The organism is Halomonas salsilacus (assembly GCF_051216275.1).
GTDB lineage: Bacteria > Pseudomonadota > Gammaproteobacteria > Pseudomonadales > Halomonadaceae > Halomonas.
Genome location: NZ_JBPKAQ010000008.1, coordinates 1 through 23,526 on the forward strand (window position 1 = coordinate 1; position 23,526 = coordinate 23,526).

General features: G+C 66.7%; 20 protein-coding genes. 9 read left to right on the forward strand and 11 right to left on the reverse strand.

The window, feature by feature from the left end; all coding sequences use genetic code 11:
- The 5 genes from ACR80S_RS12150 to ACR80S_RS12170 form a co-directional block, all read right to left on the reverse strand.
- Positions 1 to 1,039, reverse strand: a 1,039-nt coding sequence (locus ACR80S_RS12150) for a retention module-containing protein (RefSeq protein WP_435403296.1), incomplete at its 3' end; no start/stop codon positions are given.
- A gap of 168 nt (positions 1,040 to 1,207) precedes the next feature.
- Positions 1,208 to 1,840 (reverse strand): response regulator transcription factor, encoded by a 633-nt coding sequence (locus ACR80S_RS12155; protein ID WP_435403297.1) that lies wholly within the window; start codon positions 1,838 to 1,840, stop codon positions 1,208 to 1,210.
- Positions 1,841 to 3,283, reverse strand: coding sequence for an HlyD family type I secretion periplasmic adaptor subunit (locus ACR80S_RS12160; RefSeq protein WP_435403298.1), 1,443 nt, complete (start codon positions 3,281 to 3,283; stop codon positions 1,841 to 1,843).
- Positions 3,283 to 5,457: a type I secretion system permease/ATPase gene (locus ACR80S_RS12165; protein WP_435403299.1), complete on the reverse strand. Its 2,175-nt coding sequence runs from the start codon at positions 5,455 to 5,457 to the stop codon at positions 3,283 to 3,285. The genes ACR80S_RS12160 and ACR80S_RS12165 overlap by 1 nt, the downstream gene beginning before the upstream one ends.
- Before the next feature lie 84 nt (positions 5,458 to 5,541).
- Entirely contained in the window at positions 5,542 to 7,560 is a 2,019-nt protein-coding gene (locus ACR80S_RS12170; RefSeq protein ID WP_435403300.1) for a TolC family outer membrane protein, read from the reverse strand.
- A gap of 468 nt (positions 7,561 to 8,028) precedes the next feature.
- Here ACR80S_RS12170 and ACR80S_RS12175 point away from each other — a divergent pair, with 468 nt between their 5' ends.
- The 6 genes from ACR80S_RS12175 to ACR80S_RS12200 all read left to right on the forward strand — a co-directional run bounded on the left by ACR80S_RS12175 (position 8,029) and on the right by ACR80S_RS12200 (position 16,574).
- The gene (locus tag ACR80S_RS12175; RefSeq protein WP_435400109.1) at positions 8,029 to 8,310 is read left to right on the forward strand and encodes a hypothetical protein; all 282 of its coding nucleotides are present in this window, start codon (positions 8,029 to 8,031) and stop codon (positions 8,308 to 8,310) included.
- 313 nt (positions 8,311 to 8,623) lie between these two features.
- The gene (locus ACR80S_RS12180) at positions 8,624 to 11,752 is read left to right on the forward strand and encodes a transglycosylase domain-containing protein (RefSeq protein WP_435403301.1); all 3,129 of its coding nucleotides are present in this window, start codon (positions 8,624 to 8,626) and stop codon (positions 11,750 to 11,752) included.
- Between the two features lie 70 nt (positions 11,753 to 11,822).
- Positions 11,823 to 13,859: a methionine--tRNA ligase gene (gene metG, locus ACR80S_RS12185; RefSeq protein WP_435403302.1), complete on the forward strand. Its 2,037-nt coding sequence runs from the start codon at positions 11,823 to 11,825 to the stop codon at positions 13,857 to 13,859.
- 7 nt (positions 13,860 to 13,866) lie between these two features.
- On the forward strand, positions 13,867 to 14,661 hold the full coding sequence (locus ACR80S_RS12190; protein ID WP_435403303.1) for an RnfABCDGE type electron transport complex subunit B: 795 nt from the start codon (positions 13,867 to 13,869) through the stop codon (positions 14,659 to 14,661).
- Between the two features lie 85 nt (positions 14,662 to 14,746).
- Positions 14,747 to 15,382, forward strand: coding sequence for an endonuclease III (gene nth, locus ACR80S_RS12195; RefSeq protein ID WP_435403304.1), 636 nt, complete (start codon positions 14,747 to 14,749; stop codon positions 15,380 to 15,382).
- Between the two features lie 88 nt (positions 15,383 to 15,470).
- Complete coding sequence (locus ACR80S_RS12200; RefSeq protein WP_435403305.1) at positions 15,471 to 16,574, forward strand: hypothetical protein; 1,104 nt, start codon at positions 15,471 to 15,473, stop codon at positions 16,572 to 16,574.
- Here ACR80S_RS12200 and ACR80S_RS12205 read toward each other — a convergent pair.
- The 4 genes from ACR80S_RS12205 to ACR80S_RS12220 are packed head-to-tail and all read right to left on the reverse strand — an operon-like array spanning position 16,547 to position 20,634.
- Positions 16,547 to 17,626 (reverse strand): tRNA-queuosine alpha-mannosyltransferase domain-containing protein, encoded by a 1,080-nt coding sequence (locus tag ACR80S_RS12205; RefSeq protein WP_435403306.1) that lies wholly within the window; start codon positions 17,624 to 17,626, stop codon positions 16,547 to 16,549. The genes ACR80S_RS12200 and ACR80S_RS12205 overlap by 28 nt on opposite strands.
- Positions 17,626 to 18,633: an ArsA family ATPase gene (locus tag ACR80S_RS12210; RefSeq protein ID WP_435403307.1), complete on the reverse strand. Its 1,008-nt coding sequence runs from the start codon at positions 18,631 to 18,633 to the stop codon at positions 17,626 to 17,628. The genes ACR80S_RS12205 and ACR80S_RS12210 overlap by 1 nt, the downstream gene beginning before the upstream one ends.
- A 7-nt stretch (positions 18,634 to 18,640) precedes the next feature.
- Positions 18,641 to 18,943 (reverse strand): cory-CC-star protein, encoded by a 303-nt coding sequence (locus ACR80S_RS12215; protein ID WP_416137022.1) that lies wholly within the window; start codon positions 18,941 to 18,943, stop codon positions 18,641 to 18,643.
- 14 nt (positions 18,944 to 18,957) lie between these two features.
- Positions 18,958 to 20,634 (reverse strand): carbon starvation CstA family protein, encoded by a 1,677-nt coding sequence (locus tag ACR80S_RS12220; RefSeq protein ID WP_435403308.1) that lies wholly within the window; start codon positions 20,632 to 20,634, stop codon positions 18,958 to 18,960.
- A gap of 254 nt (positions 20,635 to 20,888) precedes the next feature.
- Between ACR80S_RS12220 and coaE the strand changes: the two genes are divergently transcribed.
- From coaE to ACR80S_RS12235, 3 genes are read left to right on the forward strand one after another with little or no spacing between them, the layout of a single operon-like run.
- On the forward strand, positions 20,889 to 21,542 hold the full coding sequence (coaE, locus tag ACR80S_RS12225) for a dephospho-CoA kinase (RefSeq protein ID WP_435400118.1): 654 nt from the start codon (positions 20,889 to 20,891) through the stop codon (positions 21,540 to 21,542).
- On the forward strand, positions 21,539 to 21,769 hold the full coding sequence (yacG, locus tag ACR80S_RS12230; protein WP_435400119.1) for a DNA gyrase inhibitor YacG: 231 nt from the start codon (positions 21,539 to 21,541) through the stop codon (positions 21,767 to 21,769). The genes coaE and yacG overlap by 4 nt, the downstream gene beginning before the upstream one ends.
- 7 nt (positions 21,770 to 21,776) lie before the next feature.
- Entirely contained in the window at positions 21,777 to 22,655 is an 879-nt protein-coding gene (locus ACR80S_RS12235; protein WP_435403309.1) for a DNA replication terminus site-binding protein, read from the forward strand.
- 150 nt (positions 22,656 to 22,805) lie between these two features.
- Here ACR80S_RS12235 and ACR80S_RS12240 read toward each other — a convergent pair whose 3' ends face one another.
- Both ACR80S_RS12240 and ACR80S_RS12245 read right to left on the reverse strand, forming a co-directional pair.
- Positions 22,806 to 22,955: a hypothetical protein gene (locus ACR80S_RS12240; protein WP_435403310.1), complete on the reverse strand. Its 150-nt coding sequence runs from the start codon at positions 22,953 to 22,955 to the stop codon at positions 22,806 to 22,808.
- 109 nt (positions 22,956 to 23,064) lie between these two features.
- Positions 23,065 to 23,475, reverse strand: a complete 411-nt coding sequence (locus ACR80S_RS12245; protein ID WP_435400122.1) for an SRPBCC family protein — start codon at positions 23,473 to 23,475, stop codon at positions 23,065 to 23,067.
- Positions 23,476 to 23,526 lie beyond the last annotated feature (51 nt).

The following is a 23,526-nucleotide window of genomic DNA, read 5'->3' on the forward strand; positions in this document are numbered from 1 at the left end:
CGCGGCTATCGGCGCCCAGCTGGTCGTTCGCCTTGACGTTGCCGGTGGCGGTGTCGCCACTGGTCAGGGTCTCGACGACCACCGGATTCGCCACCGGCACATCGTCGATGATGGTCACCGACAGGGTGCCATCGGCCGGCGTACCGTTGCCGTCGAAAGCGGTAAAGGTCAGTTCTAATCCAGCTTCATCGGTGCCTTCCGCATGCAGCACATTGTCGAGCAGGGTCAGGGTGTATTCGCCGGTAATGGGATTCACCACCAGGCTGAAGAGCTCGCCGCGCGGGCCGGTGGCGGTGAGGGTGTTGGTAGCGGCATTCCAGCTGTAGGTAGCAGTCTCGGTGCCGACCTGACCGGTGGTGCCATCCATCCCGGCAAAGCCGATGCTGCCCACGCCATCGGGGCCGTAGTCGAATGCCAGGGTGCCAGTGAAGATGGAACCGCCTTCCTGAAGGAGCTGCGCATCGAAGAGCTCGGCGGCAGAGGCGCCGGCCTCGGGAGCCCCATCCACAGGCTCGTCTTCTTCAGGATCAACTTCAATCGCGGTTTCTTCGGGATCAATCCCCAGCTCAGCCACATCTTCCGGGAAGTCGATGGCGGCCAGTTGCCCCATCCCGTAGTCGAAGTTAAGCGACAAAACATCCTCGGCAATACGCCCCAGCATCACGAAGCTGTGGCCGCCGTCGGCGCCGCCACCCGGGCCGGCACCGGCGGCGGTGGCATCGAGCGCATCGAGCAGATCGCCCTCGCCCTCGTCGATGGCCGCGAGCAGCGCTTCGAGGACCTCATCCAGGGCACTGAAATCCTCGGCTGCCACCGGCTGCTGATTATCCAGCTCCGGCGTCATGGCGACCTGCTGGCCACCCTCGATGAAGGTGGGGTCGAGCCCATCGCCGAAGTCCAACTGGACCCGGGCGTTGTCGTCGGTAACGAGGGTCTCGCCCTCCTGCAGGGTGTCGCCTACGCGGAGCTCGCGAAGATTGCCATCGGCGTCCCGCGCCCAGGCCTGACCGGTAATGAAGATGACGGTTGCGATGGTCATGGTAAGACTCCCTGCATGATGATCTTGATGTTGCAACGACGTGACGGCGCAGTGCCGATTAATGCTTTCACGTTAGGCGCGGAATGGAGTGACGAGTATTGGACCGATGGACAGGTCGCCCATCGATTTGATATGCATCAAGGAGTCGTACTCATCCAAATGGACGCGTTACGCCTGACCGGCGTCCACCAGAGAATGACTGAGGCCCGCAAGGCGCAGCACGAGTTGCATGCGATCACGCACCCCGAGCTTGTGGAACACGGCACCGAGGTGCGCCTTGACGGTGCGCTCGGTAATCCCGAGGGTGCGCGCGACTTCCTTGTTGCTCTGCCCCTCCAGTACGGCCAGGGCCACCGCCCGTTCGCGCTCGGTCAGCGCCTGGAACTCTTCTGCCTGGGGCTGGGCCTTCACCTGGCTACCCAGCGCACGGTAGGTGCCCCCCACCACGCGGGCCATCAGCTCGGGCGGGACCCAGATCCCCTGGTTCATGATCACCAGCTGAGCCTGACGCAACAGCTCGGGCGGCGAGAGCGCATGCACATAGCCCCGGGCGCCGCTCTCCAGGGCCTGAAAGGCCTCCGTGGCGCTGGGTGAGTAGCTCATGACGCCGACCGCGGCACCGCGCCGGCACAGATCGGCCACCAGCGGCGGCCAGCCTTGGGTATCGACCGTGACCCATACGCAGTCGCCGCGAGCCGTCCTGGCATTGATCTCCCTCGCGGAGATCAACCGGGCATCGCTGAAGGCCACCCGCCACCGCGGAATCTCGTCATGTCCCTGACTGATGAAATAGGTCGCCATCTATCGCTCTCCCAATGAGTCGCCCCAGGCCCGCAGCACGGGCTTTAGCATGAACTGCATGACGGTGCGCTTTCCGGTCATGATGTCGACCTGGGCGGTCATGCCGGGAATCACGGCAAGCTGCTGATTGACCTCCTCGCCGTCCAGCGCCCGGACGCGCACCAGATAGAAGGTGTTGTCGTTATCGTCGGTGATGGTGTCGGCGCTGATATGGTCCAGCTCGGCCTGCAGGCCGCCGTAGATGGCGAAGTCGTAGGCGGTAAGCTTGATGGTGGCCGGCTGCCCCGGGCGCAGGAAGGCGATATCCTGCGGGGCGACCTTCGCCTCGACCAGCAGCTGGTCATCGCTGGGCACGATCTCCACCACCTCCTGTCCCTGCTGGGCCACGCCGCCGATGGTGTTGATGTTGAGCCGCTGTACCACGCCATCCACCGGCGAGCGCACCTCAGCCAGGCGCACGCGGTCCTGCAGGCCGGCGCTGGATTCGTCCAGGGCATTGAGATCCCCCAGGGTCTGCGCCAGGTCATTGCGCCAGTCGCTGCGTCGCTCGATGCCGAGCTCGTTCAGCTGGTTGCGCGCCTCTTCCACCGCAGACTCCAGCCGGGAGACCGAGGCCGCCGCCTGGTCGCGCTCGCCCGTGGCCCGCGACACTTCCCGCTGCAGCCTCAGGATATCCACTTCCGACACGGCCCCCGACTGCAACAGCGGCCGGGTCAGGTTAAGCTCCTGGCTGGTCATGTTGGCCTCGCGCTGGGCGGTATCCCGGCGGGCGCGCGCCTCGCGCAGCTCCTCCTGCCGCTGGCGGATGCGGTCCTGCAGGATGTTCTCCTGCTCGCGCAGCTCTTCACGGCGGCTCTCGTAGACCTCGCGCTCCTGGGCCACGATGGCCGGCGCCTCGGCACGCAGGTTCTCCGAAGGGTCAAAGGAGGTGTCGGTGATCAAGGCCCGCAGCCGCTCGGCCCTTGCCTCGAGCGACAGCGCCTGGGCACGGTTCTCGCGGAAGCTCGAAACGAAGCGGGTCGGGTCGATGCGCATCAGCACCTCGCCAGCCTCGACCTGTTGGCCCTCACGCACCAGGATCTCCTGGACAACCCCGCCGTCGAAGGTCTGGATGCGCTGCAGTTGACTGGAGGGGATCACCCGCCCACTGCCGCGGGTGACCTCATCGATCGCCGCAAACCAGGACCACACCAGCAGCGCCAACACGGTGAGCAGCACCCCATAGAGAAAGGCGCGGGCTCGGATCGGGTCCTGCTGCATCCGCGCCCAGTCGGCATCGCTGGCCCAGTCACGGTTGAGGTGAGCAGAGGTCACCCGTCGGGAGAACAGCCGGTCCATGAAGGGTCGGAACGGCTTGCCGCCGGTCTCCGAGAAGCGCCCGATGGCCTCGAAACTACGCTGTTCAGCGCTGCGCATGTCCTTGCCTGAGCCCTTGCCGGCCATCAGCGCGCCCTCCCGATCTGGCCCTTGCGCAGGGCCTCCACCACCTTGTCCCGCGGACCATCGGCCATCACCTTACCTGCGTCGATCACGATGATGCGATCTACCAGCGAGAGCAGCGAGGTGCGGTGGGTCACCACGATCATCGTCTTGGCCCGGGCGAACTTCTGGAGATCGCTCTTGAAGGCCTCTTCGCTGGCGTGGTCCATGGCGCTACTCGGCTCGTCGAGCAGCAGGATCTGCGGGTCGTTGACCAGGGCGCGGGCGATGGCCACCGCCTGGCGCTGGCCACCGGAGAGCGCCTGGCCGCGCTCCCCCACCTGAAGGTCCACGCCCTGGGGGTGGGCGTTGACCAGGCTCTCCAGGCCGCTGAGCTTGATCGCCCGCAGCAGCGATTCATCATCGACACCCTCGCTGCCACCGCCAGCGACAATGTTCTCACGCAGGGTCCCGAAGAAGAGGCTGACATCCTGGGGCACATAGCCGATCTGGCGACGCAACTGAATGGGATCGAACTGGCGCAGGTCGACCCCGTCGATCATCACCGCCCCGGCGCTGGGCTGGTAGAGGCCGAGGATCAGCTTGTTGAGGGTGGTCTTGCCGCAGCCGACTCGGCCCAGCAGCGCCACCTTCTCGCCGGCATCGATCTTCAGCGTCACGTCGCGCAGCGCCTCGCGCTCCTCCTCCGGGTAGCGCAGGGTGACCTTGTCGAACTGGATCTCTCCGCGGATCGCCGAACGGCTGACGAAGGCCTTGCCCTCGGGGCGCTCCACCGGGCGCTCCATCACCCCGTTTAGCGACTGCAGCGCGGTGGAGGACTGGTGATACTGCGCCAACAGCGCTGCCGCCTGGCTGACCGGGGCCATGGCTCGTGAGGAGAGCAGGTAGGCGGCAATCAGCCCGCCCTGGGTCAGGCTGCCGTCCATGATCAGGTAGACCCCGATGATGATCACGCACACCGCCACCGAGTGCTGAGCCCACAGCGCCACGCTCGAGACCGAGGAACTGACCAGCCGCAGCTGGGCGGAGGTACGCGACAGAAACGCCGACGCCTTCTCCCAGAGGCCCTGGATGCGACTCTCGGCACGCAGCGCCTTGACCGTCTCGAGCTGGGAGACCGACTCCACCAGGGTGGCGTTGCGCTGGGCACTGACTCGCCAGGTGGTCTCGGAGAGCTCGTGCAGCTTGCCCTGGGCCGCCAGCGCATAGAGCAGCACCACGACGATCCCCACCAGCACCGGGATCACCAGGGGCGGGCCGATCAGCGCGATGATAGCGGCGAACATCAGCACGAAGGGCAGGTCCACCAGGGCCACCACCGTGGCCGAGCCGATGAAGCCGCGCACCGATTCATAGGACTGCAGGGTGGCAGCGAAGGAGCCAGTGGAGGCCGGCTTCGCTTCCATGCGCAGCCCCAGCACCCGAGCCATGATGGAGGAAGAAAGCTTGACGTCGGCCCGGCTGGCCGCCAGATCGACGAAGGCGTTGCGCATCAGGCGCAGCGCCAGGTCGAAGCAGAGCACGATAAAGATGCCCATCGCCAGCACCCACAGCGTCTCGGTGGCGTGGTTGGGCACCACGCGATCGTAGACGTTGAGCACGAACAGCGGCATCGCCACGGCAAACAGGTTGATCATCACCGAGCCGGCGATGACGTCGCGATAGAGCTTGCGGTTCTCGCGGATCACGCCCCAGAACCAGTGGCGCCCGCGCTGCTTGTTCACCTCGGGCCCGCGGGCATCGAAGTGGAAGCGCGGCCGCACGTAGATCGCCTGGCCGCTGTAGCTGGCCTGAAGACCGTCCAGGCTCACCTCGCTGACCGCATCGCCCAGTTCCGGAAAGATCACCTGGGCGCGGCGGGCCTTGATGTCCAGGGCCACCAGCACACAGGCGCGGCCCGGCTCCAGCAGCAGCACCGCCGGGAACAGCGAGGGGTTGAGCTGCACCAGGCGGCTCTTGACCAGGCGTGCCGTCATGCCTGCCCGCGCCGCCGCCCGAGGGAACACGCCCGGGGTGAGCCGTCCCTCCTCCAGCGGCAGGCCGGCGGTGAGGGTCTCGGCGGTGGTGGTCTGGTCGTGCAGGGTGGCGACGCTCTGCAGGCACTCGAGCAGTTCATCGCGTACCGCCGAACGGGAGCCCGGTGCCTCCGGGGGATCCAGGGATTCTCTCTGGCTCACGAACACCTCATGAGTGGGAAAACCCCACCGGCACGGTGCCGACGGGGCTGCAGACTAAAGGAGAGGTGCAAACACCGCCTCCGCCTAGCGGCCAGCGAACTGGCCCGGCAGCGGTGCGACGAAGGCGTCCACTTCGGCATAGAGATTGACGCTGGGCGGCGCCACCGACTCCGACCAGGCCTGCGACACCGGGTCGTTGCCGGCGGCCAGCGCCTGTGGCTGCGCTTCGACCGGCGCGAAGCCCAGGTCCAGGTTCTCGCCCACCCGCTCCAGGGTCACCTCGACGCGACGGTTCTGGCGCCGTCCGTCCACGGTGTCGTTGGTCGTCACCGGCTGGCGGGAGCCGTAGCCGCGGGTCTGGATCAGGCCGCGCTCCGCGCCCTGGCTGACCAGGTAGTCGGCCACGCTGTCGGCACGCCGCTGGGAGAGCGGGTCGTTGATGGCATCGCTGCCGGTGCTGTCGGCGTGGCCGGCGATGAAGACCCGCTCCAGGTTATTCATGCTCCGGATCTGCTGCGACAGCTGGCCAAGCTCGTCACGGGCTGAGGCCGAGAGGTCGGCGCTGTTGATGGCGAATAACGCATCGGCGGAAAGCGTCACATCCGGCGCCCGGGTGGGGGCGGGTGCACTGATGCCACCGGTGAAGTCCTGCAGGGTGAAGCCCTGGGGTCCGTCGGCTGGACACACCACATCAGGGTTAAGCGCCACGCCGTCGCTGCCCATCTCGGCCAGGGTCGGCATGTCGTCGCGCACCACGCCCAGGGTCGGCATCAGCTGGCCCATGGCGGCCAGGGTGCGGGCGTCGGCCAGCGACACATCATACCGGGCGTTGACGAAGGCACGGCTGGCCTCGAAGAACTCGTTCTCGCTGTCCAGCACGTCGAGCAGGGTCCTCGCGCCGATATCGAACTGCTGCTGGTAGGCACCGCGGACCCGGTCGATGGACTGGCGATGCTGGTTCAAGTACTGCATCTGCTCGCGCAGGCGGCGGGTGTCGTTGTAGGCGATCTGGGTGGTCTGGCGGATGTTGTGACATACCACTTCGCGCTGGTTGATCGTTTGCTCGACACGGTCGCTGGCGGCCCGGAAGGAGGCCAGGTCGCTACCGCCGCGGTAGAGGTTCATGCTGGCCACCAGCTCGATGCTGTGGCGATCGCGACTGCCCAGTGGGTCGAAGTTACCGTCGCTGCTGTCGTAGGTGCCGGTGCGGCCGCGCAGGTCCAGGCGCGGCTGGAAGCCGGCCCGAGTGACGGCCTGTTCGGCGCGGCTCGCCTCAATGTTCTCGATGGCGGCATGGAACTCGGGGTTGCCCTGGAAGGCCAGGTTCACCGCCCCGGCCACGTTGGGCGGTAGGCGGTCATCGAGCGGCGCCGCCGGCGCCAGGTTCGCGGCAGGCAACTGACCGACGATGCGCTGGTAGCGGGCGGTCACGTCATGGAGGTTGGAGGCCTCGGTCATCAGGTTGGATTCGGCCAGGGCCAGGCGACCGCTGATCTGCTCCAGGTCGACGCCACGCCCGGCGCCGGACCGCACCCGCTCCTCGATCTGGTTGAACACGCGCAGGTGGTCGGCGTAGTTATCCTGGGCCAGGCGCACCAGCTCGCGGTAGCGGCTCACGTCCAGGTAGGCGCGGGACGCCTCCAGGGCCACGTTCTCGCTGGCCCCGAGCAGCTCGTAGTAACGCACCAGCTTGGCGCGATCCAGGCGCTCTACCTCGCTGCGGGTGGCGAAGCCGTCCCAGATCATCTGGGTCAGGGTCAACTCGGCGAAAGTGGTTTCGTAGCTGCCGCTCGAATTGGGATCACTCTCTCGGTACTCAAGCCCAATCCCGGCGGCCGCATCGATGCTGGGCAGGTAGTTGCCGCGAGCCACGCCCACGTCGTTGCCGGCGGCGCGCAGGCCGTTCCAGGCGGCGTGCACTTCAGGGTTGGTGGCCAGCGCCTGGCGCACCACTTCGGTCATGTCGGTGGTGCCGGGCCGAGCGAGGCCCGGGGGCAGGCTCTGGGCCACGGCGGCGGCCAGCGGCATCAGCGTCAGGGCGGAACCGACAACGGCGGCCCCGGCGAGACGGCGGTAACGGATAACTTCGGTGGCGCGTGTCATGGTGATTCCCTTTGCATGATCTCCGGGCGCTGACCATGGCCACTACCCGGCAGGAAGTGATGAATTGCTATTGGCCGCATTGCCGACGTGGTCCCTCCCCGCCGGAATGGCGCATCCCTTACCGTTCTCTTCCCTCCGGAAACAGCGCACTACCAGAATGCTAGTTGATCCATAAGTAATTAGTCAGCACTTTCGACTGACATCGGTATTATTTGTTACCCAGTGTAACGAAGGTTTCCCGTTTGTCCACTCAGGTCGGTTCGGGAATGCAAAGAAATCAACCTCTCTTGATGCAAGCCAAGGAGTACACGCCAGTTCGCTGCTCGGTCTGGTGCAGGCGGCCCGCCTCAACCATGAACCAGCTGCCTTGCTCGCCCCGTCCGACTGCCGGCACCCTCTCTTCCGAATCGGGTAAACGTGATATTGTCTCGCCACTGCGGCACGGCAACGTTACCCAAGGAGAAGGCCATGTCCTCATCGCAAATCCAGAAGACCCGCGTCATCAACGAGCTGCGCGGTTTCATCAAGAAACTGCTGCAGGACCCGAAGATCCTCGAGCAGTCCCTGGAGATCGCCCGTCGCCATCTGCCCGAGGGCGGCAACAGCGCGGTGATGGCGCGCATCGCCAACGATATTTCGGACACCACCAGCGTGCATATCCCGGAGGATCCCGCCGAACACTCCGAAGCCGACCGCCTCTTTCTGGAACTGCTCAAGGAGGTAGTGGACGAGGAGCAGGCGCTCTACTGACCGTCCCTCCACTGCCCATCGGCATCAACACCTCGTTCAGCGCCCCCCCGACTGACGCACACCCCGACGCCCGGCCATGCCGGGCGTCTGCGTTTGACGGCGCGAATGCGCCTGAAGGCAGGACGAGCGGACGTAATAAGTCGCTGGTGGCCCAGCACCTTCGCAGTTCTGCCTCGCCCATGTCGGCGGCTATCAAGATGCCGTCCCACGATAGTTACATTTCGCTACACAACTGCCAGAATCCCTCTATTCTCAAGCAAGAGGCCCGGACTTTTATCGGGCCGAGGGCGAGGTGATGCATGAGAGATACTGCATGAGCAGCCAGGACACCCAGGAGCCGCTACTCGATGATGGCTGGCCGAGGCCGCCGGGCGTCGGGCTCTCGGCCGAGCCGCCGCCCACACGGCGGCGCGTCGGCCTGTGGCTGCTGTTGTTCTTCGTGCTGGTGGCAAGCGCGCTGGCCACCCTGCTGGTGGCCGAGGCGCGCAGTTCGCGCTTCCAGTCCCAGGAGCTCTCCCGCTACGCCGCCACCCTGACCTGGACAATTGCCCCGGGTCGCAGCGAGCGGCTGCTCGCCCCCACCCATGGCCCCTTCGACGAGCGGCTCGGCTACAGCCGGCTGCCGGCCTTCCAGTCCCGGCTGGTCGAACGCGGCTTCCTGGTGGAGCGTCAGGCGCGCTTCTCGCCGGCGCTGATGGACTACGCCGGTCACGGCTTCTTCCCCCCCTATGGCGAGAAGACCCGCGCCGGCCTGACCCTCGAGAGCTGCACCGGCGATACCCTCTATGCCTACCGCCAACCCGGGCACCACTTCCCCCACTTCGCGGCCATCCCGCCGCTGGTGCTGGAGATGCTGCTGTTTATCGAGAACCGCCAGCTCCTCGACGCCAGCGCACCCAACGCCAACCCTGCGGTGGACTGGCCGCGCTTCGCCCGGGCAGCCCTCTCACAGGCCAGCCGCGCCATGGACGTCTCGGACCAGTCCGCCGGCGGCAGCACCCTGGCCACCCAGATCGAGAAATACCGCCACTCCCCCGGCGGGCGCACCGACACCCCCATGGAGAAGCTGCGTCAGATGGCCTCGGCCAGCGTGCGCGGCTACCGCCATGGCCCCGAGACCCTTACCGCCCGCCAGGATATCGCGCTGGACTACCTCAACAGCGTGCCGCTGGCCGCCGCCCCCGGCCACGGCGAGGTCCACGGCCTGGCCGACGGCCTGTGGGTGTGGTTCGGCGCCGACCCCGACGAGACCAACCGCCTGCTGGTGCCCGACTTCAGCGGGCCCGACTCGCTCGAGCGACGGGGGCTGGCGGTGCGGCAGGTGCTCGCGCTGATGATCGCCCAGCGTCGCCCCTCCTGGTATCTGCGGGGCGGCCGCGAGGCCCTGGAGCGCGTGACCGACAGCCACCTGCGGCTGCTCGCCAATGAAAGCGTGCTGCCCACCGAGCTGCGCGATGCCGCCCTGGCCCAACGTCTCGTCTTCCGTGACTTTCAGGCCGCGCCGGTGGCCCATCGGGTACCGCGCGACAAGGGGCTGCAGGTGGCCCGCACACGCCTGTCGGGCATGCTCGGCGTCTCCCTGCACGAGTTGGATCGCCTGGACCTCACCGCCCGCACCACCCTGCATCCCGACCTGCAGGGCGAGGTCACCGACTACCTGTATCGGCTGGCCGATCCCGACGTCGCCGGCGAGATCGGCCTGTTCGGCGAGCGCCTGCTCTCCCCGGAGAAGACCGCCGAGGTGCGCTACAGCTTCACGCTCTTCGAGCGCAGCGAGGAGGGTTTCCGGGTGCGGGTGCAGACCGACAACAGCGGCCAGCCCTTCGACATCAACGAGGGCAGCAAGCTGGAGCTCGGCTCCACCGCCAAGCTGCGGGTGCTCGCCACCTACCTGGAGGTGATCGCCGAACTGCATGGCCGCCACGTGGGGCTGCCGGCCGAGACGTTGCGGCAAATTCCGGTGGACCGCCAGGATCACCTCAGCCGCTGGGTGATCGAACGGCTGATCGCCACGCCGGACCTACCCCTCGACGTGCTGCTGGCCCAGGCCATGCAGCGCCGCTACTCGGCCAGCCCCCACGAGGCCTTCTTCACCGGCGGCGGGCGCCACACCTTCAGCAACTTCCGCCGCGAGGACAACGGGCGCAACCCCACCCTCGAGGAGGCCATGCGCGAGTCCCTCAACTTGCCCTTCATCCGCCTGATGCGTGACCTGGTGAGCTACAGCATCCACCACAACGACAGTCGCCGGCAGATGCTGGAGGACGACGCCGACCCGCGCCGCCTGGACTACCTGGCGAGCTTCGCCGACCGCGAAGGCCGGGTGTTCCTGCAGCGCTTCTGGCGCAAGTACCAGGCCCTGCCGTCCGAGCAGCGCCTGGACGCCTTCCTGGGCGGGCTGCGTCCCGGCGCCCCTCGGCTGGCGGCGGTCTACCGCTACCTTTACCCGGAGGCGGACCCCATCGGCTTCACCGCCTTCGTGGCCGAGCGATTGGGCGGGCGCGATGGCAGTTTCCAGCCCAGCGCGCTGTTCGAGCGCAGCGACCCCAGCGCCTTCACCCTCTCCGACCAGGGCCATATCGCCGGCGTGCATCCGCTGGAGCTGTGGCTGGTGGGTTTCCTGCAAGACCAGCCCGACGCCAACTACGCTGACGCCGAGGCGGCCAGCCGCGAGGCGCGCCAGGAGGTCTACGGCTGGCTGCTGCGCACCCGCCACCGCAGCGCCCGGGACACCCGCATCCGCACCATGCTCGAGGTCGAGGCCTTCCTCGACATCCACCAGCGCTGGGCGCGGCTCGGGTACCCCTTCGACCATCTGGTGCCGTCGCTGGCCACCGCGGTGGGCAGCTCCGGGGATCGCCCCGCGGCGCTGGCGGAGCTGATGGGCATTATCCTCAACGACGGCGTGCGCCTGCCCACCCTGCGCATCGACGACCTGCACCTGGCCGAGCACACCCCCTACGAGACCCGATTCCTGCCGGACCATGGCCGCGCCCGCCAGGTGATGGCACCGGAGGTGGCCGCGATCCTGCGCCGCACCCTCTCCCAGGTGGTGGAGGGCGGCACCGCCCGCCGCCTGCAGGGCAGCTTCCTGGGGGAGCACGACACCCCGTTGACCCTGGGCGGCAAGACCGGCACAGGCAACAACCGCTTCCAGACCGTCACCCGCTCGGGCCAGGTAGTGCACTCCGAGGCGCGCAACCGCACCGCCACCTTCGTTTTCTACCTGGGTGACGACCACTTCGGCACCCTCACCGCCTACGTGGCCGGTAGCGACTCCGACCGCTTCCGGTTCACCTCGGCCCTGCCGGTACAGGTGCTCAAGGGTATGGAGCCGATCCTGCGAACCTATCTCACTCCCGGCGCCCGCACCCAGTGCCAGCCGCCCCGCGACCACGACATGCTGATGGCCGACGCCAAGCCCAGCGGCGGCTCCTCATGAGTGCGGGTGCAGTAGAGCCCCAACACCGCTACAATCGTCGGCCTGATTTTCACGGGAATCCAGAGCCGACATGTCGACGACCGCCAAGCGCCAGATCCTGGTTACCAGCGCCCTGCCCTACGCCAACGGCGCCATCCACCTCGGCCACCTGCTGGAGTACATCCAGACCGATATCTGGGTACGCTTCCAGAAGAGCCGCGGCCACGAGTGCCACTACGTCTGCGCCGACGACGCCCACGGCACCGCCATCATGCTGCGCGCCGAGCAGGAGGGGATCACCTCCGAGGCCCTGATCGACCGCGTCAGCCGGGAGCACCAGGCGGACTTCGCCACCTTCGGCGTGGCCTTCGACAACTACCACTCGACCCACTCCGAAGAGAACCGCTACTTCAGCGAGCTGATCTACACCCGCCTGCGCGACAAGGGCCATATCGCCACCCGCGACATCGAGCAGATGTACGATCCGGTGAAGGGGTTGTTCCTGGCCGACCGCTTCATCAAGGGCACCTGCCCCAAGTGCCGGGTAGACGACCAGTATGGCGACAACTGCGAGGCGTGCGGCGCCACCTATACGCCGGCCGAGCTGATCGACCCGGTATCGGCCATCTCCGGGGCCACCCCCGAGGTGCGCAGCTCCACCCACTACTTCTTCAAGCTGCCCGACTTCGCCGATTTCATGCATCGGTGGATCAACGACGACCACGTCCAGGCGCAGATCCGCAACAAGCTAATGGAGTGGTTCGAGGCCGGCTTCAACGAGTGGGACATTTCCCGCGACGCCCCCTACTTCGGCTTCGAGATTCCCGACGCCCCGGGCAAGTACTTCTATGTGTGGCTGGACGCGCCCATCGGCTACCTGGCCAGCTTCAAGCACCTGTGCGACCGGCAGGGCCTGGACTTCGACGCCTACTGGCGCAGGGACAGCGCGGCCGAGGTCTACCACTTCATCGGCAAGGACATCGTCTACTTCCACGCGCTGTTCTGGCCGGCCATGCTCCACGGCGCCGACTTCCGCACCCCCACGGCGGTGAACTGCCACGGCTTCGTGACGGTGAACGGCGCCAAGATGTCCAAGTCCCGGGGCACCTTCATCAAGGCCGCCACCTACGCGGACTTCCTGAACCCCGAGTACCTGCGCTACTACTTCGCCGCCAAGCTTACCTCCCGGGTGGATGATCTCGACCTCAACCTCGAGGACTTCGCCGCCCGGGTCAACAGCGATCTGGTCGGCAAGGTGGTCAACATCGCCAGCCGCTGCGCCGGCTTCGTCAAGAAGCTCGGCGACGGCCGGCTCTCGGCCCACTGCGCCGAGCCGGAAATGGTGGCCCGCTTCATCAGTGCCGGCGACGAGATCGCCGAGCTGTACGAGGCCCGCGAGTTCGGCCGCGCCATGCGACGCGTGATGGAGCTGGCGGATGAAGCCAACACCTACATCGCCGACGCCGAGCCCTGGGTGCTGGCCAAGCAGTCGGGGCGCGAGCAGGAGGTCCTCGACATCTGTTCGGTGGGCCTCAACCTGTTCCGCCAGCTGATGGTCTATCTGGCCCCCGTGGTGCCGGCCATGGCCGAGGAGGCTCGCGAGTTCATGAAGCTCGAGAGCCTCGACTGGCACAGCCGCCACGAGGTGTTGCTGAACCACGAGATCGCCAAATTCAAGCCGCTGATGACCCGCGTGGAGCGGGATAAGATCGACGCCATGATGGAGGCGTCCAAGGAGGATCTGGTGGAAGAACAGAAGCTCAAGGAGACCCCCAAGGGGCCCCTGGCCGAGATGCCTATCGCCGACGAGATCGGCTTCGACGACTTCATCAAGGTGGACCTGCGCATCGCGCGCATCGCCAAGGCGGAGTACGTCGAGGGCGCCGACAAGCTGCTCAAGCTGACCCTGGATATCGGCGGCGAGAGCCGCACGGTGTTCTCGGGCATCCGCGCCGCCTACGCCCCCGAGGCGCTGGAGGGCCGGCTCACCGTGATGGTGGCCAACCTGGCGCCGCGCAAGATGCGCTTCGGCGTCTCCGAGGGCATGGTGCTGGCCTCGGCCAACGACGAGGGAATCTACCTGCTCTCGCCGGACACCGGCGCCGAGCCCGGCCAGCGGGTCACCTGAGGCCGCTGTGAGCCGCGATGGCCCGCTGATTACAGCTATCGACGCCGTGCTGCCGCAGACCCAGTGCGGCAAGTGCGGCTTCGATGGCTGCCTGCCCTACGCCGAGGCCATCGCCGCGGGCGAGCCGATCAACCGCTGCCCGCCGGGCGGAGAGGCCACACTCGAGCGGCTGGCCGACCTCACCGGCCAGCCGGTACAGCCCCTGGCCGAGCCCACCCAGCTGCCGCTGGCCGCGGTGATCCGCGAGGCCGAATGCATCGGCTGCACCAAGTGCATTCAGGCCTGCCCGGTGGACGCCATCCTCGGCGCCGCCAAGCGCATGCATACGGTAATCACCGATGAATGCACTGGCTGCGAGCTTTGCGTGGCCCCCTGCCCCGTGGATTGCATTGACCTCGTCCCCCACCCCGCCTGGCAGGCCGCCGAGAGCGATGAAGCACGCGACGCTTACCTCGCCCGCCGCGCTGAGTTGGGCCGCCGCCGTCATCGCGCCCGCCAAGTGCGCCTGGCCCGGCAGGCCAAGGAGAAACGCCTGGAGCGCCAGAAGCGGCTGATGCAGCAGCGTCGCCGCCCGGGTAGCGAAGTGGGCACCGGATCGAGCGCCGGCCCCGGCCAGCAGCGTCAGCGTCGGATGGCATTGAAGGCCGCCGAACAGGCCGTCAAGCGGACCCGGCAGCAGCTGGAGAGCGCCCAGCGACGAGGCGACAGCGACGCAGAAGCCACCGCCAGAGTCCAGCTCCCCGAGGCCGAGCGGCTGCTCGCCAAGGCCAGAAGTGCGCTGGAAAAGAGCCAGCCAACTTAGCCAAGCCGAAACAGGGCCTGCTGATCTATCGCCAAGACAGGGGCGCCGGGAACGGCTCGTAGAGGAGGTCTAACAACGGAATCACATGAACGCCCAGAAACGCCATGAAATCTTCGCGCGGCTGCGCGACCACAACCCCGAGCCCACCACCGAGCTGAACTGGGCGACCCCCTTCGAGCTGCTCACCGCGGTGCTGCTCTCCGCCCAGGCCACCGATGTGGGCGTCAACAAGGCCACGGCAAGGCTCTTCCCGGTGGCCAACACCCCCCAGGCGATCATCGACCTGGGCATTGACGAGCTCAAGGCACACATCAGGACCATCGGCCTCTACAACACCAAGGCCGAGAATCTGATGAAGACCTGCCACCTGCTGGTGGACAACCACGCCGGGGAGGTGCCGCAGACCCGCGCGGCTTTGGAAGCGCTGCCGGGCGTGGGCCGCAAGACCGCCAACGTCATCCTCAATACCGCCTTCGGCCAGCCCACCATCGCCGTGGACACCCATATCTTTCGGGTCGCCAACCGTACCGGGATGGCAAGGGGCAAGGACGTGGTCGAGGTGGAGAAAAGGCTTGTCCGCCACGTGCCGAAGGAGTTTCGCCAGGACGCCCACCACTGGCTGATCCTACACGGTCGCTACACCTGCGTGGCGCGCAAGCCGCGCTGCGGCAGCTGCGTGATCGAGGACCTCTGCGAGTTCAAGGAGAAGACCGAGCTGTAGCCAAAAGGCTCCCTGCGCCAAACGGCGGGTTGGCAGTCACGCCGGGCTGAGCGAGGATGGCAGCATAATGACAACGACTGAGCCACCCATGCCCACCCCACTCCACGACCGTCCCATCGGCGAGCGCATCCAGGCGCTGCAGGCCCTTTCCCTCCAGCATGCCGCCAGCTTTTGCAGTCCCTCGGCCACCCTGGCCCGGGAGCGCTATCTGGCCCAGCACCCCACCCGCCTGCTGGTGTTCAAGTGCATGGACGGGCGCATCCACATCCCCCATGCCACCCGCACACCGCTGGGCATCATCACCCCCTTTCGCAACCTGGGCGGCATCTTCGATCTGGGCTGGCCCTATCTCGGCGAGCTGGTCACCGAGGCGGTGGCCGAGGGCATCCGCGCCGGCCATGGTGCGCTGCTGATGATCACCTACCATTTCTCCCGCGGTGAGCGCCTACGGGGCTGTGCCGGCTTCGGCTGTGATGCCGACGCCGCCCTGGCCCACGCCCGCCAGATCCGCGCCCAGGCGGAGCGGCTCTTCGGGCGCGACCACCAGCACGTCTACCCGCTGGTGTGCGGCTTCGAGACCGACACCGATTCCCTGATCCTGCATGGCGAAGGGAACGAGACCCTGGATATCGGGGAGCTTGATGGGGCCGACGGCGACAGCCTGGGCCTCCGGGTCGCCATCCTCTGCCCGGACATGCCGGCCGATATCCGCCGCGACCTGCTGCCGCTCCTCACCGGCAACCTGGCCCACGCCGCGAGCCTGCGCGGCGTGGCGCGGCACCTCGACATCGAACACCGCGAATGGGTGATCTGCGTGGGCCGCGGCTTCGATTTCCTGCACCTGCCTAACACGGCCCTGATCGTCGGCCCCTACGGCCCGAATTTGGCCGAGCCCATCGGCACCGCCGCGGACATCATCGACGCCAACATGGCCGCGGGGCGCATTCCCGATGACGGCTTCATGCTGCTCGCCTCCACCCCCTTCCAGGCGGTGGGCGTGGATCGCGCCCGGGCCGAGCTCAAGTCCCGTTTCCTGGCCGACTTCGCCAGCCGGGTTATCCACGAACGTCACCCCTGGCTCGCCGAGCGCATGCACCGCCACACGGCAGTGGTGCACTGGCCCACCCGGCGTCTCGATCTGCTCGACGCCGACTCGGGGGTCGACTATGAACCACCCGTGAGCAGGCGTTGATACCTTGGCAAGAGTGTCGGCCACTCCCATTCGGCCGTTGACGGAACAGGCGGGCGCGACTCCGGATCGTCTAGCCAGGCGCACAGTTGTCTCTCGAGCCCCTGCCGGGACCCATCGTAGCGATAGGCATCGGCATATAGCTCGGGAAAGCACAGACGATCGGGAACCAGCGGCAAACAGCCGCGTTGAACGGCTTCCATCACCGCCAACCCCTGGAACTCGTGGTAGGCGGTGGAGACCACGATGGCACCCTCATCGAGCTGGGCGCGATAGTGGTCGCCAGGCTGAGGCCCCCAGACGACAAGATGGTGTTCCAGGCGCTGCCGGGCCTGCTCGAAGACTGCCGGCTGCTGCCGGAATCGCTGCCCCATCACCGCTAGCTCGAAATCGACACCCTGCTCGCTGAGCGATTCGAGCACCGCAAAGAAATCCTCGGGATTCTTGTCGTATTCCCAGCGATGGTTCCAGACGATGCGGCGGCTCGCCCCCACAAGGTCGTCAGCAGGGGACAGTGGCTCGATCGAGGGCAAGGGATGGATAGGTACCGGCAGCACCTCAGCCCGCTTGCGCAACTCCTCAAGTGGCTGCGCCGCGGGCAGGTTCTCCGGCATTCCCTTGAGAAAACGCCGTGCCGCATCGATGAAGCTGTTCCGGTTGTAGGCGGTGTTGAAGACGACCTGGTCCGCCGCCAGGGCACTGTAGAGATTGACCATGCGCGCCTCGCCCTGATGACGCTGGTCTCCGGATTCCGGGTAGGCGAACTGGTTCTCGTGGAAGTAGACGATGCGCCTGGCGGCGCCAAGGTGGGGATAGAGACCCACCAGGGTCGCCAGGTCCACCATCGAGGTCGCCAGCACCACATCGTAGTCCCTCGACAGGGCGTCATGCTCCTTGAGCATCCAGCTCAAGGGGTTGCCACGTATGCGCCAGCGAAAGTGGCGCGGCGGGAGTTCCAGCAGTGTCCATTCGATCTCGTTCAAATGATCGACCAGGCCATGGGCCCAGTGCCGATGGCTGACCGCCGTGTAGGCCGACAGCAACAGCACCCGCATCAAAAGCCCCTGTCCATGAGCAGGTCGGCGAGCTTGTCCAGCGTCTCGAGGCCCTGCACGTCGGTAGGCAGCCAGGGCAGCCGCGGGCGCGGCAGGTGGCCCAGCTCCTCATCGATACGCGCCAGGTAGGTCGCCTCCTGCTCGCGGCGGGCGCGCAGGAAGTCCCCATCGGCATCCTCCGGAATCACCCGGTTGACCAGGATGCCAGCCACCGGCACCTGGGCCTCCTCCAGGGTGGCCACGGCGCGGGCGGTCTCGAGGATCGGCAGCCGCTCCGGGGTCAGCACGAACAGGAAGCCGGTCTCCTCGACGTTCTCGATGCGCCGCCGCGCCCGGTGGAAGAGCCGCCTTCGTTCGATCAGGGTCTTCGCCACGTCGCGGGTCTTGTCGTCCAGATCGGCGAGAGGGTCTTCCTGGGGGTCGTCGAAGGGCGAGGCCACGTCGCGGCCGCGCTTGGGCGTCAAGTGGGAGAGCACCTTGCCCAGCTCCTCCGACTTGCGGTTGTGGGCCAGCAGACCGTCGGTCCAGGCGGCCATGGCCTCGGGCAGGGTCAACAGACGCAGGGTGTGGCCGGTAGGCGCGGTGTCGAAGATGATCAGGTCCCAGTCGCTGTCGTCATCGACGATCAGCCGCGACAGCCGCTCCAGCAGCGCCGCCTCCTGGGTCCCCGGCGACTGCCGGGTCAGGCGCATCTGGCGCTCCAGCTCCTTCATCATCTCAGGGGCCGCATAGCGCCGCATCTGCTCGGTGACCCGCGCCAGATGCGCCTCCACCTCGGCGTCGGGGTCAATCTCCATGGCGTCCAGGTTGGGCAGCAACCGGCGCGGAACGTCGCCCAGCTCGCGATCGAAGACATCGCCGAGGCTGTGGGCCGGGTCGGTGGAGACCACCAGCACCTTCCTGCCCCGCCGCGCCGCCAGCACCGCCAGGGCCGCGGCCACGGTGGTCTTGCCGACCCCGCCCTTGCCGCCCACCCACAGCAGGCGTTTTTCCAGCAGTTCTTTCATGAGGGCCTCAGCAACATTTGAAATGATCCAGCGGCGAGCGCTCCATCCCCATGCGCCGATGCCAGTCGTGGAAGCGCTCCAGCAGCAGCGGCTGAAGCTCGAGAGTGTAGTAGGCCGCCGGGTTGGGCACCCCCATCATCTCGGAGAACACCAGCAGCATGAAGAGGTCGTCCTCGTCTCGCCGGGCGCGGGCGATGGCGCCCCGGTAGCGGGAGGAGTAGACCTCCTCCGCGAAGAAACGGGCCTGGCTAAGCCAGGCCCGAATCCGTTCGAGACGAGGATCATGACCAGTGTCATGATCGTCGTTCATGGGTCACTCCTTCGTTACTTCTGCTCGGCGGCCATCTCCGCGCGAGAGCGCTTGAGCGCCGAGGCGCACTCCATGGCCACCATGATCGCGGCGATCAGCACCACGATATCCAGAATCAGCAGGAACATGTTGCCCTGCTGATAGAAGGTGCGCAGCTGGATCAGCAGGGCCGCGATGGTCATCACCAGCAGGAAGCAGAGCGGCGCCAGGGTGTACCACATCGGACGACGCAAGCGCACCAGCATCACGGTGATCACCAGCAGGGTCAGACCCGCCAGCAGCTGGTTGGTGGTGCCGAACAGCGGCCAGATGATCAGACCACCGGAGCCATCTGCGCCGCCGGCACCGAACGCCAGCAGCAGGCAGCTGGCCACCGCCAGGAAGGTGGCGATGGCAGGCTTCTTCATCCACGGCTGGTTATAGATCTCGCCCCACTCCTGGAAGATGTAGCGCTGCAGGCGCAGGCCGGTATCCATGGTGGTGCCGGCGAACAGCGCCGCCATCACGGTGAGCAGGGTCGCCGCGGTGGCTTCCGGCAGGCCGATGCCGTTATGGATGATGAAGGCACCCCCCTCGACGAAGGCGTTGACACCGCCCTGGCCGAAGGCGCTGTACATCGCCTCCCAGTCGCCGAAGGTGGCGAAACCGGCAGTGGCGGCCAGGATCGCGGCCAGGGCCAGCATGCCCTCGCCCACGGCCCCGAAGTAGCCGACGAAGCGGGCGTCGGTCTCCTTGTTGAGCTGCTTGGAGGTGGTGCCGGAGGAGACCAGGCCGTGGAAGCCGGAGATGGCGCCGCAGGCGATGGTCACGAACAGCAGCGGCAGCAGCGATGGCGTACCGGCGGGCACGTTGGTGTTGAAGGCCGGGGCCACCAGGGTCGGGTTCATCAGCACGATGGCGCCGTAGAGGATGATCAGGCCGATGAACAGCTGCAGGCCGTTGATGTAGTCGCGGGGCTGGAGCAGCACCCACACCGGCAGCAATGAGGCGATGGCGGCGTAGGCGAACAGAATCAGGATCCACACCGCGTTGCCGGAGAAGCCGGCCACCTCGGCGGGCATCTGGATCGGCACCGAGGGCCCGATGCCAATCAGCGCATAGAGGCAGATCACGCCGATGATGGAGACCATCGGCAGGCTCAGCACGCGGCGGTAGATCAGCTGGCCGATGACCAGTGCCACCAGGATGGCGCCCCACACCGGCACCACGGCGCTGGAGAAGTTCATCATCAGGCCGGCGATCACGACCGCAAACACCGCGTTGACCATCAGCAGAACCAGGAAGATGACGATCATGAAGATGCTGCGGGCCCGCTTGCCGACCACGTCGCCGGTCAGGGCACCGACGGACTTGGCCTTGTTGCGCACGCTGGCCCAGATGGCGCCGAAATCATGAATCCCGGCGAAAAAGATGGTACCGAACACCACCCACAGAAAGGCCGGCAGCCAGCCCCAGATCACGGCGATGGCGGGCCCCACGATGGGCGCGGCCCCGGCGACCGAGGTGAAATGGTGGCCCCACAGCACGAAGCGGTTGGTGGGCACGAAGTCGACGCCGTCCTCGTATTCATGGGCGGGTGTCTTGAAGTCGGGATCCAGTCGGTAGATCTTCTCGGCGATGAACTTCGAGTACACGAAGTACCCGGCTGCCATCGCGGCAAGACCCAGGACCAGAAGAATGATGGCACTCATATGACTCTCCTAGCTGGCACAGTGTGAGAAGCGTAGCTGAATGTGATGGGATACCTGATACCTGCGGGGGCATCTTGCGGTCCAATGGTCTTACCTTGTCTCAAGCAAGTCCATGACCCAGCATGAATTATCCTTCAACTTTCGCCCAAAGTCGTAGAGCCCGCTCGAACGTTACGACCCTTATCCATACACTGTTAAACTGTATGGACTCACAGCATCGGCTTTAGGCAAGAACGTCGGGAGAGAGAGCAACGATGATCATAGGCGTGACCGGCGGCATCGCCTCGGGCAAGTCCACCGTGGCCAGGGCCTTCGCGGCGCTCGGCGCACCCTGGGTGGATGCCGACGACGTGGCCCGCGAGGTGGTCGAGCCCGGCGAGCCGGCGCTGGAGGAGATCGCCGCGCGCTATTCCCGAGACGGGGGCAGCCTCGTGCTCAACGACGACGGCACCCTGAACCGACGGGCGCTGCGCGAGATCGTCTTCGCCGACCCCGCAGAGCGCCGCTGGCTGGAATCCGTCACCCACCCGCGCATCCGGGCGCGGCTGATCGAACACCTTGCGAGGCTCGAAGCCACCGGCGCGCCCTACGTGCTGCTGGTCTCGCCGCTGCTGTTCGAATCTGGCCAGAACAAGATGGCCGACCGGACGCTGGTGATCGACGTGCCCGAGGCGCTACAGATCGAACGCACCGCCGCTCGCGACGACGTCGACGAGGCCCAGGCCCGTGCCATCGTCGCCGCCCAGATGCCCCGCGCCGAGCGACTGGCCCGCACCGACGACGTGCTGAACAATGGCTGCAGCGAAGCCGAGATGCGCCGCCGGGTCGCCGAGCTCGACCGCTACTTCCGCCAGTTGGCCTCTCAACCGGCTGCAGATGCCATCACACAACCCCGAGGAGCCTCATGAGCAACACGCAACGCCCCCTGGAAGTCGCCTGTCCCCAGTGCAGCAAGAAGGTCGTATGGAGCGAGAAGAATCCCGACCGCCCCTTCTGCAGCGAGCGCTGCCGCCTGCTGGATCTCGGCGCCTGGGCCGACGGCACACGCCGCATCGCCGGCGAGCCCGCCATGGACGAGACCGAGATCGACGAGATGATCATGCGCGCCGAGCGCGGACTGCAGGATTCGGAGTGATTCTCCGATGAGTCGCCCCGAGTACCGCCTGCTGGCCGAACTGGAGGCCGCCTTCGATGCCCTGATTGAAGGTGGCGAGGCGGTGGCGGTTGCCTACCATCGGAAACCCACCGCCTGCTGGATCTTCGGCGAACCGGAACCGGTGAGTGCCGAGCGCGCCGAGGCCTGGCTGCGCCACGCCCTGCTCGATGTCTGGTATCAGGACGGTCAGGACGGGCGTGCCACCCGCACCCACATCGGGCTGGTGGCCGCCGGAGAGGCGCTCATGGAAGCGGTCGCCCGAGCCAATGCCGCCAAGGGCGACTTCGCCGCCCTGCTCGCCCGCATCAAGGAAAGCGAACCCGAGCTGATTCCCGAGGCGAAAGCCGTGCTGCCCTTCCGTCATCCGGAACTGCACGACCACCTTCGCGGCCAGGGGCTGGCGAGGGTGCACCTCAAGCAGTGCTGGCGGGCGATCCCCTGGGCCGAGGCGCCCCTGGCCCGGGTGCGGTTGGCCTGGTATTCCAGTGGGCGCTCCATCAAGCGCTTGACGGTTCAGGAGGCCGAGCAGAAGCTGCTCAAGCTCGACGTGGATGCCGCCCACGTGCGCATCCAACTGCGACAACTCGCCGGCATCCCCAGCGGCGAACCCCTGGCCCAGGTACAGCGCCAGGCCCCACTGATGCGCGCCAACCTCTTTTACCGCGAACCGCTGGAAGACGGCCGCACCCGCCGTGCCATGAATGTCGCCCTGCCTCTGATCGTGCCCAGCGCCGACGGCCGCCTTCCCGACTACAACCTCCCGCCGCCGCACCCGCCCGCGCAGCGCACCCGCGCCCGCCGGAGCGACGAAAAACTCGAAGACGAGCCCTTCCTGGCCAGCCTGCGGGTCTACCGATACCGGTAAGCGGAAACGGTCATCCCCTCAAGTTATTGATGGGAGCTGGACTCCGCCCGGCGAATGGCGGAGTCACTATCGCTTCGAACGACTGGTGGGAGCTGGACGATGCCCGGCGAATGGCGGCGAAGCCGCCCGGCGGGGTTACCAACTGGCTAATCAACCCGGCAACTTCGGCAGGTCTTCCTGGCCGGGTTCTTCCGGTGGATCCTGCAGCCGCGGCATGGCCGCCACACGTATATCGATGTAGCGCAAAAGGCCAAGCTGCAACGCCAGGATGGCGAAGCACCACAGCAGCCCCTTGATCATGGCGGATTCCTCTTTGAGGCCGACGGCCTCGATACCAACATCATAGGGCCACCGATGAGGAATACGTAGATAGCAGCCTAATAGAATTTTCACATCAGGCAGGAAGAAGCTATAGCCTTTCCCCCACCCGCTCGAGGATCTGTCGACTCACCCGGCTCACCAGCGGCTTGGCGGCCTTGTTGACGGCCTTCTCCATCAGCTTGTTGCGCAGCACATAGGTCAACGTCAGCGCCACCTCGGTGCCCCCGTCCACTGCCCTCAGCCGATAGCACCCCTGGTTCTTGACCCCATCCAGCGACTCCCAGGCCAGCACCTCGGGCGAGCGGGATTCGGTCACGGCCACATCGAAGTGCCAGTCGCGCCCCACCGCGTGCACATGCCAGCGGTAGCGGTTATCGCCCAGCGGCTCGATGGCGTGGATCAGGTCGGAATAATCGGCGAAGTCCTCCACCCGCTCCAGCAGGGCAAAAACCCGTTCCGGCGGTGCCTTGAGGATCGCGCTGTGTTCAATGGTGGCCATAGGCGGTTCCCTGGGCTCGGTGAGACCGGTAGAATTCTGCGCTTACCCTGC

Coding starts and splice junctions, on each gene's coding strand:
- ACR80S_RS12200 (WP_435403305.1), top strand. CDS start 15,471: ATGCCCACCCCACTCCACGACCGTCCCATCGGCGAGCGCATCCAGGCG.
- ACR80S_RS12170 (WP_435403300.1), bottom strand. CDS start 7,560: ATGACACGCGCCACCGAAGTTATCCGTTACCGCCGTCTCGCCGGGGCC.
- metG (WP_435403302.1), top strand. CDS start 11,823: ATGTCGACGACCGCCAAGCGCCAGATCCTGGTTACCAGCGCCCTGCCC.
- ACR80S_RS12235 (WP_435403309.1), top strand. CDS start 21,777: ATGAGTCGCCCCGAGTACCGCCTGCTGGCCGAACTGGAGGCCGCCTTC.
- ACR80S_RS12205 (WP_435403306.1), bottom strand. CDS start 17,626: ATGCGGGTGCTGTTGCTGTCGGCCTACACGGCGGTCAGCCATCGGCAC.
- yacG (WP_435400119.1), top strand. CDS start 21,539: ATGAGCAACACGCAACGCCCCCTGGAAGTCGCCTGTCCCCAGTGCAGC.
- ACR80S_RS12160 (WP_435403298.1), bottom strand. CDS start 3,283: ATGGCCGGCAAGGGCTCAGGCAAGGACATGCGCAGCGCTGAACAGCGT.
- ACR80S_RS12155 (WP_435403297.1), bottom strand. CDS start 1,840: ATGGCGACCTATTTCATCAGTCAGGGACATGACGAGATTCCGCGGTGG.
- nth (WP_435403304.1), top strand. CDS start 14,747: ATGAACGCCCAGAAACGCCATGAAATCTTCGCGCGGCTGCGCGACCAC.
- ACR80S_RS12240 (WP_435403310.1), bottom strand. CDS start 22,955: ATGATCAAGGGGCTGCTGTGGTGCTTCGCCATCCTGGCGTTGCAGCTT.
- ACR80S_RS12215 (WP_416137022.1), bottom strand. CDS start 18,943: ATGAACGACGATCATGACACTGGTCATGATCCTCGTCTCGAACGGATT.
- ACR80S_RS12180 (WP_435403301.1), top strand. CDS start 8,624: ATGAGCAGCCAGGACACCCAGGAGCCGCTACTCGATGATGGCTGGCCG.
- ACR80S_RS12175 (WP_435400109.1), top strand. CDS start 8,029: ATGTCCTCATCGCAAATCCAGAAGACCCGCGTCATCAACGAGCTGCGC.
- ACR80S_RS12220 (WP_435403308.1), bottom strand. CDS start 20,634: ATGAGTGCCATCATTCTTCTGGTCCTGGGTCTTGCCGCGATGGCAGCC.
- ACR80S_RS12245 (WP_435400122.1), bottom strand. CDS start 23,475: ATGGCCACCATTGAACACAGCGCGATCCTCAAGGCACCGCCGGAACGG.
- ACR80S_RS12210 (WP_435403307.1), bottom strand. CDS start 18,633: ATGAAAGAACTGCTGGAAAAACGCCTGCTGTGGGTGGGCGGCAAGGGC.
- coaE (WP_435400118.1), top strand. CDS start 20,889: ATGATCATAGGCGTGACCGGCGGCATCGCCTCGGGCAAGTCCACCGTG.